At 72.0% G+C, this 14,538-nt stretch carries 13 protein-coding genes; 7 read left to right on the top strand and 6 right to left on the bottom strand.

Translation table 11 applies throughout. The features are described from left to right. Window positions 1-8 precede the first annotated feature (8 nt). Complete coding sequence (locus IPK81_06045) at window positions 9-1,031, bottom strand: TRAP transporter substrate-binding protein (GenBank protein QQS13777.1); 1,023 nt, start codon at window positions 1,029-1,031, stop codon at window positions 9-11. 141 nt (window positions 1,032-1,172) lie between these two features. On the opposite strand from IPK81_06045, the gene IPK81_06040 reads away from it, so the two are divergent. Next, window positions 1,173-2,120 (top strand): hypothetical protein, encoded by a 948-nt coding sequence (locus tag IPK81_06040; GenBank protein QQS13776.1) that lies wholly within the window; start codon window positions 1,173-1,175, stop codon window positions 2,118-2,120. 5 nt (window positions 2,121-2,125) lie between these two features. On the opposite strand, the gene IPK81_06035 is transcribed toward IPK81_06040, so the two are convergent. The 3 genes from IPK81_06035 to IPK81_06025 all read right to left on the bottom strand — a co-directional run bounded on the left by IPK81_06035 (window position 2,126) and on the right by IPK81_06025 (window position 5,444). Next, window positions 2,126-3,526 carry an SRPBCC family protein gene (locus IPK81_06035; protein QQS13775.1) on the bottom strand — a complete coding sequence of 467 codons (1,401 nt, stop codon included), beginning with the start codon at window positions 3,524-3,526 and terminating at the stop codon, window positions 2,126-2,128. A gap of 2 nt (window positions 3,527-3,528) precedes the next feature. Beyond that, complete coding sequence (locus IPK81_06030; GenBank protein QQS13774.1) at window positions 3,529-4,785, bottom strand: M20 family metallo-hydrolase; 1,257 nt, start codon at window positions 4,783-4,785, stop codon at window positions 3,529-3,531. A gap of 122 nt (window positions 4,786-4,907) precedes the next feature. Further along, window positions 4,908-5,444, bottom strand: a complete 537-nt coding sequence (locus IPK81_06025; protein QQS13773.1) for an ureidoglycolate lyase — start codon at window positions 5,442-5,444, stop codon at window positions 4,908-4,910. Window positions 5,445-5,538: 94 nt separating this feature from the next. On the opposite strand from IPK81_06025, the gene IPK81_06020 reads away from it, so the two are divergent. Further along, window positions 5,539-6,213 (top strand): nitroreductase family protein, encoded by a 675-nt coding sequence (locus IPK81_06020; protein QQS13772.1) that lies wholly within the window; start codon window positions 5,539-5,541, stop codon window positions 6,211-6,213. Between the two features lie 26 nt (window positions 6,214-6,239). Then, a complete protein-coding gene (locus tag IPK81_06015) occupies window positions 6,240-6,641 on the top strand; it encodes a VOC family protein (protein ID QQS13771.1) in 402 nt (133 codons plus the stop codon). 1 nt (window position 6,642) lies between these two features. On the opposite strand, the gene IPK81_06010 is transcribed toward IPK81_06015, so the two are convergent. Together IPK81_06010 and IPK81_06005 are read right to left on the bottom strand one after the other, a co-directional pair. Beyond that, on the bottom strand, window positions 6,643-7,614 hold the full coding sequence (locus IPK81_06010) for a threonine dehydratase (GenBank protein QQS13770.1): 972 nt from the start codon (window positions 7,612-7,614) through the stop codon (window positions 6,643-6,645). A 17-nt stretch (window positions 7,615-7,631) separates the two neighbouring features. Continuing rightward, window positions 7,632-8,831, bottom strand: a complete 1,200-nt coding sequence (locus tag IPK81_06005; protein ID QQS13769.1) for an adenylate/guanylate cyclase domain-containing protein — start codon at window positions 8,829-8,831, stop codon at window positions 7,632-7,634. 117 nt (window positions 8,832-8,948) lie between these two features. On the opposite strand from IPK81_06005, the gene IPK81_06000 reads away from it, so the two are divergent. From IPK81_06000 to IPK81_05985, 4 genes are all read left to right on the top strand, one after another. Next, complete coding sequence (locus tag IPK81_06000; protein QQS13768.1) at window positions 8,949-10,118, top strand: amidohydrolase; 1,170 nt, start codon at window positions 8,949-8,951, stop codon at window positions 10,116-10,118. 40 nt (window positions 10,119-10,158) lie between these two features. Then, window positions 10,159-11,979 carry a glucan ABC transporter ATP-binding protein/ permease gene (locus IPK81_05995; GenBank protein QQS13767.1) on the top strand — a complete coding sequence of 607 codons (1,821 nt, stop codon included), beginning with the start codon at window positions 10,159-10,161 and terminating at the stop codon, window positions 11,977-11,979. A 73-nt stretch (window positions 11,980-12,052) separates the two neighbouring features. Then, complete coding sequence (locus IPK81_05990; GenBank protein QQS13766.1) at window positions 12,053-13,315, top strand: beta-lactamase family protein; 1,263 nt, start codon at window positions 12,053-12,055, stop codon at window positions 13,313-13,315. Window positions 13,316-13,473: 158 nt separating this feature from the next. Then, a complete protein-coding gene (locus IPK81_05985) occupies window positions 13,474-14,496 on the top strand; it encodes an ABC transporter substrate-binding protein (protein QQS13765.1) in 1,023 nt (340 codons plus the stop codon). Window positions 14,497-14,538 lie beyond the last annotated feature (42 nt).

The following is a 14,538-nucleotide window of genomic DNA, read 5'->3' as shown; positions in this document are numbered from 1 at the left end:
GTCCCCGCTCAGTAGGCGGCCTTGAACTTGGCGAGGCTGTCCTTCAGCTCCTTCATCGCCACGTCGGGGTCGACGCGCGCCTTCCGCACCGCGTCGGCCCACTTCGCGCGCAGCGGTTCGGCGGCCTTGCGCCACTCCGCGAGCTGGTCGGCCGAGATGCCGTAGACCTCGTGGCCGGGCTCGGCCTTCATCTTGCCGCGTCCCGACGCCTCGAACTCCGCCCACGGTCCGCCGACCTTCAGCGCCCATTCGTTGGTGCAATGGTCGTCGATCGCCTTGCGCTGCGCCGCCGACATCGATTCGTATTTCGGCTTGTTGATCACCCAGGCGAAAGTGGTGGCGTAGAGCGGCACGTCCATGTGGTACTTGACCACCTTGTCGATGCCGAACAGCGGCACCGAGCCCCACGGGAAGGTCACGGCGTCGGCGACGCCCTTCTCGAGCACGTCGCGCACCTCCGGCGCGCCGGCCTGGACGTTGGTGCCGCCGAGCTGCGTCACGAACGCGGCGATGGTGGCGTGGGCCGGCCGGATCTTCATGCCCTTGATGTCGCCGGGCACCATCACCTTCTTGGTGCGCGAATGGATCGCGCCGGGATCGTGGACGAAGGCGAGGCAGAATTTCACGTCCTTCATCTCGGCGGCGGCGTATTTGCGGTACCACTCGTCCAGCGCCTGCGAGCCGCCCTTGCCGTCGGCGATCAGGAACGGCAGCTCGCCGGCGCCGATCACGGGGAAACGGCCGGGCTGGTAGCCCGGGTTGATGTAGGTCACGTCGGCGATGCCGTCGCGCGCCATGTCGTAGTGGTCGAACGCCTTGCCGAGCTGCTGGGCCGGATACACCGTCGTCTTGATCGTGCCGCCGGAGGCCTTGGCGAGCGAGGCGCCCCATTCCTCCATCGCCTTGTGCAGCGGATGGGTCGGCGGCACCCAGTGCGACAGCCGCAGATCCATCGGCTTGTCCTGCGCCGAGGCGCCCATGGTCGCGCCTAGCGCGACGAGCGCGGTCAGCGCCAGTCCAGCCAGCTTCATCGTCCCCTCCCGAGATGACGCCGGCGTGGGCGCCCGCGTCGCTTTTCGCTTTGGCGGCTTGGCGCCGCAGCCGGTACTCTTCCCCATGCGTCGCGCCTTGTCGATCCGGGAATCGCGCCGGCCTAGCCGCGGAGTCGAACGATGGATGATCCGGCGGACGGCTTCTCGATCGATGGTGTCGCTTATCGATGGGGGACGCTGCCAAGCGCGGTCGGCGGCGTCGGAGCGCTGCCGGGTGGGACCGACTACCTGCACCGCGCGGTGCCGTGCGCGTCGGCGTTCGGTCTCGACACGCTCCTTGTGACGATCTCCTCGCCGGCGCCCGACCGGCCCGTGATGGGTGTGTCCTACGCGCTGGCGGCGGTGCCGGGCGCGCGCCGGGCCGATCCCGAGCATTGGATGCGCCCGCTGCGCGCGCGCTTCGGCCCGGCGGCGGCGGCGGAGCGCGCGGATCTGTCGGCCTACCGCGATCCCAGCGGCGGCGTGGCGTTCTGGGCGCGCTGGCCCGGCCGCGCGGTCGAGCTCGGTCTATCGATCTACGGCGGATACCGCGCCGAGGGCGGCGGCCGATCGGCCGGTCTGTTCTACGTCACATGGGCGGACGCTGAAGCTGCGGCGGCGCCATTCCTGCCGGCGTGGCGCGCCTTGTCGGACTCCGTGGCCGCGGCGCCGCCGCGGTCGGTGCGGCGTTTCGGGTTGCCGGGTGGCGTCAGGCCGGTTGGCGCCGACGACGGACGCGACGAGTCGCGGACGGCGTGGCGCGTCCTGCACAGCCGGGCGGTCATCGACACGCCGCCGGCGATCCGCGACGGCCTCCAGCCGAACGACCTCGCGCTGTGGCGCGCCGGCGACGCCGGGCCGTGGATCCTGTCCACGGTCTGGGATTCGGCCGTCCTCGGCCCTGGCGGCGTCGACCGGATCACATGGCACGAGCTGTCGCCGGCGCGCGGCGGCGGCGAGTCCGGACTATCCGCCGGCGGGCTCACGATCAGGGCGCCGTACGGCACGCGCGCCGTCGCCGACGCGGCGCGCGCGCTCGCCGCCGTGCCGGGAGTCGCGGTCGCGGAGTCGCGCGGCCCGGACTGCTGACAGGATCAGCCGCCGCGGTGGCGGCGTTCGACGTTGGCCTTGATGTTGGCCAGCGCGATCCGCGCCTCCTCGTCCATGCGCGCGACCATGTCGTCGGTCGGCGCCTTCGGTCGCGCCGGATTGACCACGGTGCGCGTGTAGCGCGTGCCGCCGGCCACCGGCTCGAAGGTGTAGCGCGCCACGATGCGGCCGATGAAGCTCGTGTCGGTCTCCGCCATCCACACCACGCCGCGTTCGGCCTTCGTCACCCGCCAGTCGAGCTGGACCTCGCCGGTGCGGGTGCGCCAGCGCTCGTGGAACGTCTCGCCGGCGACGAGCGGGCGGTCGGCCGCGTCGATGCGGTGCGACGCCGCCAGCCATTCCGGCCACGAGTTCGGATTGGAGACGTAGTCCATCACGGCTTCGGGCGGGGCGTCGATCAGGATGTCGTGGCTGCGCTCGAACGCGACCGTGGACGGCACGGCATTCTCCTCCGGCGGCGGGATCGCGCCCTTGCGCTCGACGATCATGCGGTACTGGTCGGGCTGGCGGTGGACGGCGAAGTTGAAGGTCGTGGTCTTGTAGCTGAGGCCGGCGTCGAGGTCGCAGCGCGCGACCACCAGCTCGTCGCCGTCGCCCTGGGCGCGCGCGACCACCTTGCCCGACGGGGCGACGATCTGGCTGTCGGCGAGGCTGGGCACGCCCTCCTCGACGCCGCCCTTGGCGACGCCGACCACCCACGTCCCGTTCTGGTAGGCGCCGGCCTGCATGCTGAGCTGGTTGTGGAACCATGAATGCTCGTCGTGGTCCGGCGCCGGCGGGTTGTGCAGCGGCGTGTTGTAGCCCAGCAGCACCATCTCGACGCCCTGCAGCCCCATGACCCGGTAGGTCTCGGGCCAGCGACGGTCGTTGCAGATGCACATGCCCATGATTCCGCCAAAGGCGCGGAACACCGGGAAGCCGAGATCGCCGACCTCGAAATAGCGCTTCTCCAGATGCTGGAACTGGCGCCACGGCTCGTGTTCGGCGTGGCCGGGCAGGTGGACCTTGCGGTAGCGGCCGACGATGCGCCCGTCGCGCTCCACCAGGATCGAGGTGTTGAAGCGGCGCGTCCGGCCGTCCCGCTCGACCAGCTCGGCGTAGCCGAGGCAGAAGCCGATCCCCAGCCGCCGCGCCTCGTCGAACAGCGGCCGCGTCGCCGGACCGGGCATCTCGCGCTCGAACCAGGCGTCGACCTCGGCCTGCTCGGCCATCCACCAGCGCGGAAAGAACGTCGTCAGGGTGAGTTCGGGGAACACGACCAGCTCGCAGCCCATGCGCGCCGCCTCGCGCAGCTGGGCCAGCAGACGTTCGACCACGTCGGCGCGCGTGTGGGCGCGCTGGATCGGGCCCATCTGGGCGGCGCCGACGGTGAGGAAGCGCGGCATGCTCAGGTCTCCGCCAGTTCGAGGATCAGGTCGAGCAGCACGCCGGCGCCGGCCTCGAGGTCGGCCGGCGCGGTGAACTCGGCGACGTTGTGGCTCAACCCGCCGACGCTGGGCACGAAGATCATGCCGGTCGGGCACAGCCGCGCCATCATCTGCGCGTCGTGGCCGGCGCCCGACGGCATGCGCATCGTGGAGTGGCCGCGGGCGCGGGCGGCGGCCTCGACGCACGCCACCATGGCGGGGTCGAACTCGACCGGCTCGAAGCGCGCCAGCTTGCGGCGCGAGACGGTCACGCCCTCGCTGCGCGCCAGATCGTCGACGAAGGCGAAGACGCGGCGCTCGGCCTCGCGCAGGACCATCTCGTCGGTGTTGCGCAGATCGACCGTGAAGCGCGCATGGTTGGCGATCACGTTGATCAGGTTCGGGCGCAGCTCGATCACGCCGACCGTGCCGACCTGGGCGCCGCCCATCTCGCGTGTCAGGTCGCGCACGAAGGTGGCGGTCGCGGCGGCGACGTAGCCCGCGTCGTGGCGCAGGCGCATCGGCGTCGTGCCGGCGTGGGCGGAGGTTCCGGCGACCGTGAACTCGTGCCACGAGATGCCCTGCACGCCGGTGACGGCGCCGATGCCGATCCCCGCCGCCTCGAGCACCGGGCCCTGCTCGATGTGCAGCTCGACGAAGGCGCGGGGGCGGATGGCGCCCGGCGCCGCCGAACCGAGGTAGCCGATGCGCGCCAGCTCGTCGCCGACGCTGCGGCCGGAGGAATCGGTCGCAGCATGGGCGTCGGCGAGCGCGATGCCGCCGGCGGCGACGAGGCTGCCGAGCATGTCCGGCTGGAAGCGCGCGCCCTCCTCGTTGGTGAAGAACGCCACGCAGACGGGATGGCGCGTGACGATGCCGGCGCGGTCCAGCGCGGCGCAGACCTCGAGGCCGGCGATGACGCCGTAGTTGCCGTCGTAGCGGCCGCCGGTGCGCACGGTGTCGATGTGCGAGCCGGTCATGACCGGCGGGCCGTCGCCGCGGCCGGCGCGCACGGCGTGGACGTTGCCGATGGCGTCGATGGTGACGTCGAGGTCCAGCGCGCGCATCCACGACACGACGAGGTCGCGGCCGGCGCGGTCCTCGTCGGTCAGCGCCAGCCGCGCGCAGCCGCCGCCCTCGATCGCGCCGATCGCCGCGAGCTCCGCGATGCGCGCGTGCAGGCCCGCGGCGTCGATCGCGGCGCCGGTCGGGGCGGGTGGGGTCCGTGGCCGTTCCATGGCGGCCGCCAGTATCGGGGATCGCGCCGTCGCCCGCCAGCGGCGGCGTCGGCTGCCTCGGCGCCACCGGCTTCCGCGGGCGACGGGGATGCTGGAACGACGCGACGCCGGCCGCGCCGCGGTCACTCGGCGACCGTCACCGGCGCCGGCAGCTCGGCGGTCTCGGTGTCGGCGGCGGTGCCGTCCTCCCACGCCAGCATGGCGAAGCGCGCGTCGGCGTCGAGCGCGATCAGCGGATGGTGCCACGCGCCGGCGCGGTAGTTGATGGCCACGTCGCCCGGCGCCGCGAAGGCGCGCAGCGCGCCCGCGTCCGGCCGGCCCGCGCCGTCGTCGGGGCAGACCACGACGAGGTAGCGCGCCGCCGTCATCGGAATGAAGGCCTGGGTGGTGCCGGGATGGCGCTCCAGCCCGCGCAACCGCAGCGGCAGGTTCTCCCCGCGCACGTCGAACAGCGCCAGATTGGGTGTCGCGCCGGGGATTTTGCATTCGAGCCGGGCGAGGTGGTCGTGGCGCGCGGCGGTGCCGTGGTTGGCGGGACGGCCGGAATCGTCGGCCGTCACCACGTCGCCGAACGGCGCGAACGCCTCGGCCGACAGCGGCTCGACTTCGACGATGCGGCCGGCGTCGGCCGGCCGGTCGCGGGAGGATCTGTAGGGCATCGCGCGACGCTACAGGCGCCGCCGGACGGGCGCAACGCGACGCGCTTGGCGGCCGGGAGCGGGTCGGCTACATCCGGCGCGGGGAGACAGTCCGATGACGCGCGACTTTCCACATGTCCCGCTGGCGTTCCACGAGTATCCACCCGAGGAGATGCGGGCGCGGGCCCGCGCCTTCGCCGGCGATCTGGCGCGCCGGCGCACGGTGCGCGAGTTCTCGGACCGGCCGGTGCCGCGGGAGATCGTCGAGGCGGCGATCGACGCGGCGCGCCACGCGCCGAGCGGCGCCAACCACCAGCCTTGGCATTTCGTCGCCGTCGCCGATCCGGCGGTCAAGGCGCGCATCCGCGCCGCCGCCGAGGCAGAGGAGCGCGCGTTCTACGCCGGGCGCGCCTCGCCGGAGTGGCTGGAGGCGCTGGCGCCGTTGGGCACGGATTGGGAGAAGCCGTTCCTCGAGACCGCGCCGTGGCTGGTCGTGGTGTTCGCCGAGCAATGGGGCCGCTGGCCGGACGGGCGGCGGCGCAAGAACTACTACGTGCCGGAATCGACGGGGATCGCCGCCGGCTTCCTGCTGGCCTGCCTGCACCACGCCGGTCTGGCGACGCTGACGCACACGCCCAATCCGATGGCGTTCCTCGGCGCGACGCTGGGGCGGCCGCGCAACGAGAAGGCCATCATGATCGTGGTCGCGGGCTATCCGGCGGCCGGCGCCGTCGTGCCGGCGCACGCGCTCGCGAAGAAGCCGATGGCGGAGGTGGCGACGTTCCTGTGACGCCGCCACGCGGGGAGGAGACGGACATGGCGCTTCCGACGAGCCTGGACCATTGCGTGATCCACGTGTCCGACCGCGCGCGCTCGGACGCCTTCTACCGCGACGTGCTCGGCGCCGAGCTGGTCGCCGTGCGCGGGTTGTCCATCCACATGTACCGGTTCGGCGACCGGCAGCTCAACGTCCACGGACCGGGCCTCGACGCGGTGCCGGTGGCGCGGCTGCCGGTGCCGCCGGGCGGCAGCGACCTGTGCTTCGAGTGGGACGGCCCGATCGGGGACGCCGCGGCGCACCTCGCGGCGCTGGGCGTCGCCGTCGAGCTGGGGCCGATCGGCCGGATCGGCGCCAAGGGGCCCGGCGTCAGCGTCTACTTCCGCGATCCCGACGGTTCGCTGCTGGAGTTCATCTCCTACCGTCCGCGCGGCGCCTGAGTCAGGCGTCGCCGCCCGCCAGGACGCGGGCGTAGACCGGACGGTCGATGTTGCCGCCGCTGAGCACGACCGCGACCTTGCGTCCGCGCATGGCGTCGCGTTCCTTGAGCAGGGCCGCGAGCGGGGCGGCGCCGGCGCCCTCGGCGAGCTGGTGCGTGTCCTCGTAGTAGATCCGCATGGCGGCGGCGATCTCGGCGTCGTCCACGCGCACGATGCGCTCGACGCCGGCCAGCATCAGCTCGAGCGCGAGCGGCGAGGGCACGCGCACGGCCATGCCGTCGGCCATGGTGTCGGCGGTGTTGGTCTCGACCGGCCGTCGCGCCTCGAACGAGAGCGCGTAGGCCGCCGCCTCCGTCGACACCACGCCGACGACCCTGGTGCGCAGGCCCAGCGCGTCCCGCGCCGCCATCACGCCGCAGATGCCCGAGCCCAGCCCGATCGGCACGTAGACGGTGTCGATGTCGGGCGCGGCGCGCAGCAGCTCCAGCCCGTAGGTGCCGACGCCGCGCACGAGGTCGAGGTCGAACGACGGCAGCATCTCCAGGCCGCGCTCCGGCGCCAACCGCGCCGCCTCCAGCCGGGCGGCGTCGAAATCGTGGCCGTGCTCGATCAGCTCGGCCCCGAAGGCGCGCATCGCGGCGTTCTTCTCGACGCTGTTGCCGCGCGGCACGAGGATGGTCGCCGTCACCCCGGCGCGGGAGGCGGCGAAGGCGACGCTCTGGCCGTGGTTGCCGCGGGTGGCGCTGATCACGCCCCGCACGGCGGGCCGCTCGCGGCGCAGGCGGTCCATGTAGACGAGGCCGCCGCGCACCTTGAACGCGCCCGTGGGCGTGTGGTTCTCGTGCTTGACCCAGACCTCGCAGCCGGCGCGGCGCGCCAGCAGCGGCCATGGATACTGCGGCGTCGGCGGCATGGCGGCGTAGACGACGCGCGCGGCGTCCTCGAGATCGGCGAGAGCGGGGAGCGCGGCCATGTTCGTTCCTTCCGTCGTCACGGCGCGGGCGGCAGACGCCACGCCTTGATCAGGCCGACGTTCCTGCCCTCGACCGGCGAGAGCTCCTCGAAGCCGGCGCGCGTCGCGGGCGCCAGCGCCTGGTAGAAACCGTTGCTGACGAACACGTCGCTCGGGCCGGCGGCGGCCATCAGCCGCGCGGTCATGTTCAGCGCGTCGCCGATGAAGCCGTGGTGCGCGGCCGAGAACGCCCGCAGCGGCATCAGGTTGAGGTCGCCCATCGCGATGCCGATGTGGACGCCGGCGGATTTCTGGACGCGGTCGATGTGGCTCTGCCAGTGGGCCGACACCGAGCTGCCGATGTCGAGCAGGCGGCGCGCGCCGCGCAGCGCGTCCTCGGCGAAGCCGGCGCGGTTGTCGGGGAAGCCGTACAGGCCGATGACCTCGTCGCCGACGAACTTGTCGATCATCCCGCCGGTCTCGACGATGGCCTGGCGCGCCTGCGAGTAGAACGCCGTCAGCGACTGGCGCACCAGCGCCGCGTCCCGGGTGTCGCGCACGTAGCTCGAGAACGAGCAGATGTCGGCCATCACGACGGCGACGTTGGCGTAGGCGCCCGCGCGCAGCACGCGGTCCGGCTCGAGGCCGAGGTCGCGCTTCAGCCGCCGCAGCGTCCACGAGCTGAAATGCCACAGCAGCGTGGGCGCCAGGCGGTCGTCGGCGTCGCCGAACGCGGCGCGCCACTCCGCGCGGATGATCGAGTCCCGGATCGCCCGCACGCCGCCCGGATGGAGCGCGGGGATCGCCAGCCCGAAACTGCGCTCGATGCGGGCCAGCAGCGCCGCCTCGCCCCAGACGTCGAGCGTCAGCGCCGGATCGAGCCGCCGGCGCAGGCGCGTCTCGACGTCGCCCCACGCCGGCCGGTCGGCCAGGTCGGTCACCACGACCAGGCGGCGGCAGGCGGGATCGGGGTTGCGTCCGTACTTCCGCGCCAGCCGATCGACCAGCTCGTCGGCGCCGTAGCCCCATTTGATCTCGACGAAGTAGGGCGGCCCGGCGCCCGGCCCGACGCGGATGTCGGCGTAGGCGCCGGGCCGGTCGAGCCGGACCTCGCGGATCGTCTCCACGGCCTCCGGCGGCAGATGGTCGCGCTCGACGTGGTCGAACCGGCAAAGTTCGCAGCAGATCTCCTCGAGGAAGAGGCGCAACTCGCCGGCGTCGAGCGCGTTGTCGTCCATCGGCGGCCTCCCGGTCCGGCGGGTGTTTCGGTGCCGCGACACTAAACGGCCCTCGCACGCCGCGCCATCCAGCCGCTATGATCGGACGTCGCCTTTCCATCCAGCCAAGAGGACGCCATGCCGGTCGTCGGTCGTCTGCTCGAACTCCAGCAAGAACTCGCCGCCATCCGGCAGGACATCCACGCCCACCCCGAGCTGGGATTCGAGGAGCACCGCACGTCGGAGATCGTCGCCGCCCGGCTGGCGGAATGGGGCTGCGAAGTGCACCGCGGGCTGGCCGGCACCGGCGTCGTCGGCACGCTGCGCCGCGGGACCTCGACCCGCTCGGTCGGGCTGCGCGCCGACATGGACGCGCTGCCGATGCCGGAGACCAACGAGTTCGAGCACCGCTCGCGCAACGAGGGCCGCATGCACGCCTGCGGCCACGACGGGCACACCACGATGCTGCTGGGCGCCGCCCGGTACCTGTCGGAGACCCGTAATTTCGAGGGCGCGGTGCACTTCATCTTCCAGCCGGCCGAGGAGGGCGGCGGCGGCGGCCGCGTCATGGTCGAGGAGGGCCTGTTCGAGAAGTTCCCGTGCGACGCGGTGTTCGCGATCCACAACAAGCCCGGCATCCCGCTCGGCCATATCGCCACCCGGCCGGGGCCGCTGCTGGCGGCGGCCGACCGCTTCGACATCGTGGTCAAGGGCAAGGGCGCGCACGGCGCCTACCCCCATCTCGGCGTGGATCCGTTCGTGATCGGCTCGCAGATCGTGCTGGCGCTGCAGGGCATCGTCAGCCGCAACGTCGATCCGATGGACAACGCCGTCGTCACCGTGGGGTTCATGAAGGGCGGGTCCGCCTACAACGTGATCCCGCCGGAGCTGAGCCTCGGCGGCACCGTCCGCACCACGACGCCGGAGCTGCGCGACATGGTCGAGCGGCGCATCCGCGAGATCGCGGGCGGCGCCGCCGCCATGCACGGCGTGCCGGTCGAGATCGACTACCGCCGCGGCTATCCGCCGACGGTCAACCACGCGGCGGAGGCGGCGTTCGCCGCCGACGTGGCGGCCGAGGTCTGCGGCGAGGGCAACGTGCAGCGCGCCATCCGTCCGGCGATGGGGGCCGAGGACTTCTCCTACATGCTCCAGGCGCGGCCGGGCGCGATGGTGTGGCTCGGCAACGGGTCGGGCGACGGGGGCCGCATCCTCCACAACCCGCGCTACGACTTCAACGACGCCGCGATCCCGTTCGGCTCGAGCTTCTTCGTGCGCCTCGCCGAGCGGTTCCTCGAGAAGCGCTAGCGGCGGACGCCGCCGGGCGGGAGCCGGGCAGGGAGTGCAGATGGGCTTCGTCTCGATCTACGCGCGCGTCCTCGGGTTGCTGCGGCCGGAGCGCGGGCTCGCCTGGATCCTCGCGCTGGCCAACATCGCGGTCGCGGGCCTCCAGTTCCTCGAGCCGGTCCTGTTCGGCAAGGTGATCGACATCCTGACCGGCGCGGCCGGCCGTCCCAACGCCGACGTCTGGGACGACGCGCTGCGGCTGCTGGCGGTGTGGATCGCGATCGGGATCGGCGGCGTGATCGCCAGCATCGTCGTGTCCCTGCACGCCGACCGCATGGCCCACCGCAACCGGCTGTCGGCCATGGCGCGCTACTTCGAGCACGTGCTGGCGCTGCCGTTCGCGTTCCACAACGAGCAGCATTCCGGCCGCCTGCTGAAGATCATGCTGCAGGGCGTCGACAACCTGTTCGGCCTGTGGCTCAGCTTCTTCCGCGAGCACCTGGCGACCGGCGTGGCGCTGTTCGTGATGCTGCCGTTGTCGCTGTTCATGAACTGGCGGCTCGGCCTGCTGCTGATCGCGCTGATCCTGTTCTTCGCGGTCGCCAACGCCTGGATCGTGGCGCGCACCGACCGCCTGCAGCACAAGGTCGAGGAGTTCCACTCCGACCTCGCCGGGCGCGCCGGGGACGCCCTCGGCAACGTCCACCTGATCCAGAGCTTCGTGCGGCTGTCGCACGAGACCCGCATGCTGCACGAGACGATCCGCGAGCTGCTGACGGTGCAGTTCCCGGTCCTGAACTGGTGGGCGGTCCTGTCGGTGCTGACGCGGGCCGCCTCCACGCTCACGGTGCTGGCGATCTTCGTCACCGGCACGTGGCTGCACCTCGCGGGCGAGGCCACTGTCGGCGACATCGTCAGCTTCATGGGTTTCGCCACGATGCTGATCGGACGCATGGAGCAGGCCTCGAGCTTCGTCGCCCGCATGTTCTTCCAGATGCCGGCGCTACAGGACTTCTTCAACGTGCTGGAGACGCAGTCGACGATCCGGGAGCGCCCCGGCGCGGCGGTGCTGCCGCGCGTGAAGGGCGCGGTCGAGTTCGAGGACGTCAGCTTCTCCTACGACGGCCGCCGGACCGCGCTGCGCGACTTCAGCCTGCGCGTCGAGCCCGGCATGACGGTCGCGCTGGTCGGGCCGACCGGCGCCGGCAAGAGCACGGCGATGGCGCTGCTGCACCGGCTGTGGGACCCGCAGAGCGGCGTCATCCGGATCGACGGCGTCGACACGCGCGAGGTGACGCTCGACAGCCTGCGGCGCAACGTCGGCGTGGTGTTCCAGGACAACACGATGTTCTTCCGCACGATCGCCGACAATCTGCGGATCGGCAAGCAGGACGCCACCCGCGAGGAGCTGGAGGCGGCGGCGAGGCTGGCGGAGGCGCACGAGTTCATCGAGCGCCAGAGCGACGGGTACGAGACGCTGGTCGGCGAGCGCGGCGCGACGCTGTCGGGCGGCGAGCGGCAGCGGCTGAGCATCGCGCGCGCGCTGCTCAAGGATCCGCCGATCCTGATCCTCGACGAGGCGACCAGCGCGCTCGACGCGGTGACCGAGGCGCGCATCCAGAAGGCGCTCAAGACGCTGATGGTCGGCCGCACGACGTTCGTCATCGCGCACCGGCTCTCGACCATCCGCGACGCCGACCTCGTGGTCGTGTTCAACGAGGGCCGCGCCGTGGAGATCGGCGGCTACGACGAGTTGCTGGCGAAGGACGGCGTGTTCGCGTCGCTGGTCGCGACGCAGCGCTCGGGCGTCCTGCCGGGCACCGAGGCGCGCAAGTTCATGGGCCCCGCCGACGCCGGGGAATCGCTCGAGACGTCGGGCTGAGGTCCGGCGGCGCCCGCTTGCGCCGGCGCCCGGGCGGGATCATCGTCGGCCGGTCCCGGAACGGAGGAAACCCATGAACGTCCTGCGAAACGCGGCCGCGATCGCCGCGGCGGCGCTGATCGCCGCCGGCGCCGCGCGCGCCGAGATGCCGTCCGTCCTGCCGGCGGCGGCCACGCCCGAGGCGGTCGGCCTGTCGTCGGAGCGGCTCAAGCGGATCGAGGCCGTCACCCGGGCCCATATCGAGGACGGCATCGTGCCCGGCGCCGTCATGCTCGTGGCGCGGCGCGGCAAGATCGCGTGGGTGTCGGTGCTCGGCGACCGCGACCGCGACGCCAAGGACCCGATGCGCGCGGACTCTATCTTCCGCATCTATTCGATGACCAAGCCGATCGTCAGCGTCGCGATCATGCAGATGGTCGAGGAAGGACGCCTGCGCATCGACGAGCCGGTCGCGAAGTACCTGCCCGAGATCGGCAGGATGCGGGTCGCCGTCGAGAAGCCCGGCGCCGACGGCAAGCCGGCCGTGGAGCTGGTCGATCCGGCGCGGCCGATGACGATCCAGGACCTGCTGCGCCACACCTCCGGCCTGACCTACGGCGGACGCGGAAGCTCGGCCGTCAACGCCGCCTACCGCGACGCCAAGGTGGGATCCCGCGACGACACCAACGCCGAGCTGGTCGCGAAGCTGGCGGCGGTGCCGCTGCGCTTCTCGCCCGGCCAGCGCTGGGAGTACGGCGTGTCGACCGACGTGCTGGGCAGGCTGGTCGAGGTCGTCGACGGCAGGACGCTGGGCGAGGCGCTGGAGGCGCGCATCCACCGGCCGCTGGGCATGGTCGACACAGCCTTCGTCCTGCCCTCCGGCAAGATCGGCCGCGCCGCCCAGCCTTGGCAGAAGCCCGGCGCGCCGCCGATGACGCGGCGCTTCGACGTCGGCGTGAAGGCGCGCTACGAATCCGGCGGCGGCGGCCTTGTCGGCACCACCGCCGACTACCTCCGCTTCGCCGCCATGCTCGCGAACGGCGGCGCCTATGGCGGCAAACGGCTGCTCGGCAAGCAGACCGTCGCCTTCATGACCGCCGACCACAGCGGCGCGCTGCCGGGACGGCCGCCGGGGCTGGGCTTCGGCCTCGGGTTCGAGGTCCGCACCGCGACCGGCCACGCGGCGCTGCCGGGCTCGGTCGGCGAGTACGGCTGGGCGGGCAACGCCGGCACCCTGTTCTGGATCGACCCGAAGGAGGAGCTGATCGCCATCTACATGGTGCAGGTCGACGAGCCGGTGCGCGTCATGCTGCGCAACCAGTTCCGCACCATGGTCCAGGCCGCGATCATCGACTGACCGTCGCGCCCGGGCCGGAACGGCCGGTGCCGCGCATACCCACAGGCGCCGCCGCCGCCAGACTTGGAATCGCCCGCGCCGGCCCGTAGGTTCGCCGGCGATGGCACGATCCATGCGTGCCTCCACGGTCAGATTGACGCCTCCGGGAGGGCTTCCGAATGGTCTCCATAAACCGCCGCGGTCTCGGCGCGGCCGCCCTCGGCGCCGCCGTCTCCGGCGCGCTGGCGGCGCCGGCGCGGGCCCAGACCGCGATCAAGTTCACGCTGGACTGGGTGTTCCAGGGCCCGACCTCGCCGTTCCTCGTGGCGCTGGAGAAGGGCTACTACAAGGCCGAGGGGCTCGACGTGACGATGGATCCCGGGCAGGGGTCGGCCGGCGCCGTCCAGCGCGTCGCCACAGGGGCCTACCAGATCGGCTTCGCGGACGTGAACTCGTTGATCGAGTACAACGCCAAGAACGCGGGCAAGGAGATCCTCTGCGTCTTCATGGGATACGATTTTCCGCCTTTCGGCGTCTACGCGCTCAAGAAGAGCGGGATCAAGACGCCGAAGGACCTCGAGGGCAAGAAGCTCGGGGCGCCGGTGTTCGACGCGTCCTTCCGTCTGTTCCCGGCATTCGCGAAGAAGCAGGGGATCGCGAAGTGGGAGCACGTCAACCTGGCGCCGCAGCTGCGCGAGCAGAGCCTGGTGCAGGGCACCGTCGACTTCATCTCCGGCCACTATTTCTCGTCGATGCTCGACCTCAAGGCGCGCGGCGTGAAGTTCGACGACATCGTGGCCATGCGCTACAGCGATTTCGGCATGGACGTGTACGGCAACGGCATCATCGTGTCGCCGGAGATGGCGAAGAACGAGAACGCCGTGCGGGGATTCATCCGCGCCACGATCAAGGGCTGGAAGGACGTCATCGCCGACAACAAGGTCGGCGTCGCCGCGGCCAAGAAGCGCGATCCGCTGATCGACGAGGCTCTGGAGACGGAGCGGCTCCAGCTCTCGCTGCAGAACAACATCTTCACGCCGTTCGTGAAGGCCAACGGCATGGGCGACGTCGACCCCGCCCGCTTCGCGCGCTCGGTGAAGGACGTGGCCGAGGCGTTCGGCCTGCCGGCCGCGCCGGATCCCGCCAAGGTCTTCTCCAACGCCTACCTGCCGCCGAAGGCCGAACGCATGGTGGCGCCGTAGGATTCCGTTTTCCGCGGACGCGCAGGGCCGGGCGACCTCGTG

This window comes from Rhodospirillales bacterium (assembly GCA_016699855.1).
Classification (GTDB): Bacteria; Pseudomonadota; Alphaproteobacteria; order Reyranellales; family Reyranellaceae.
The sequence above is the reverse complement of the archived record's forward strand: the minus strand, read 5'-3'. Positions and strand labels throughout refer to the sequence as shown.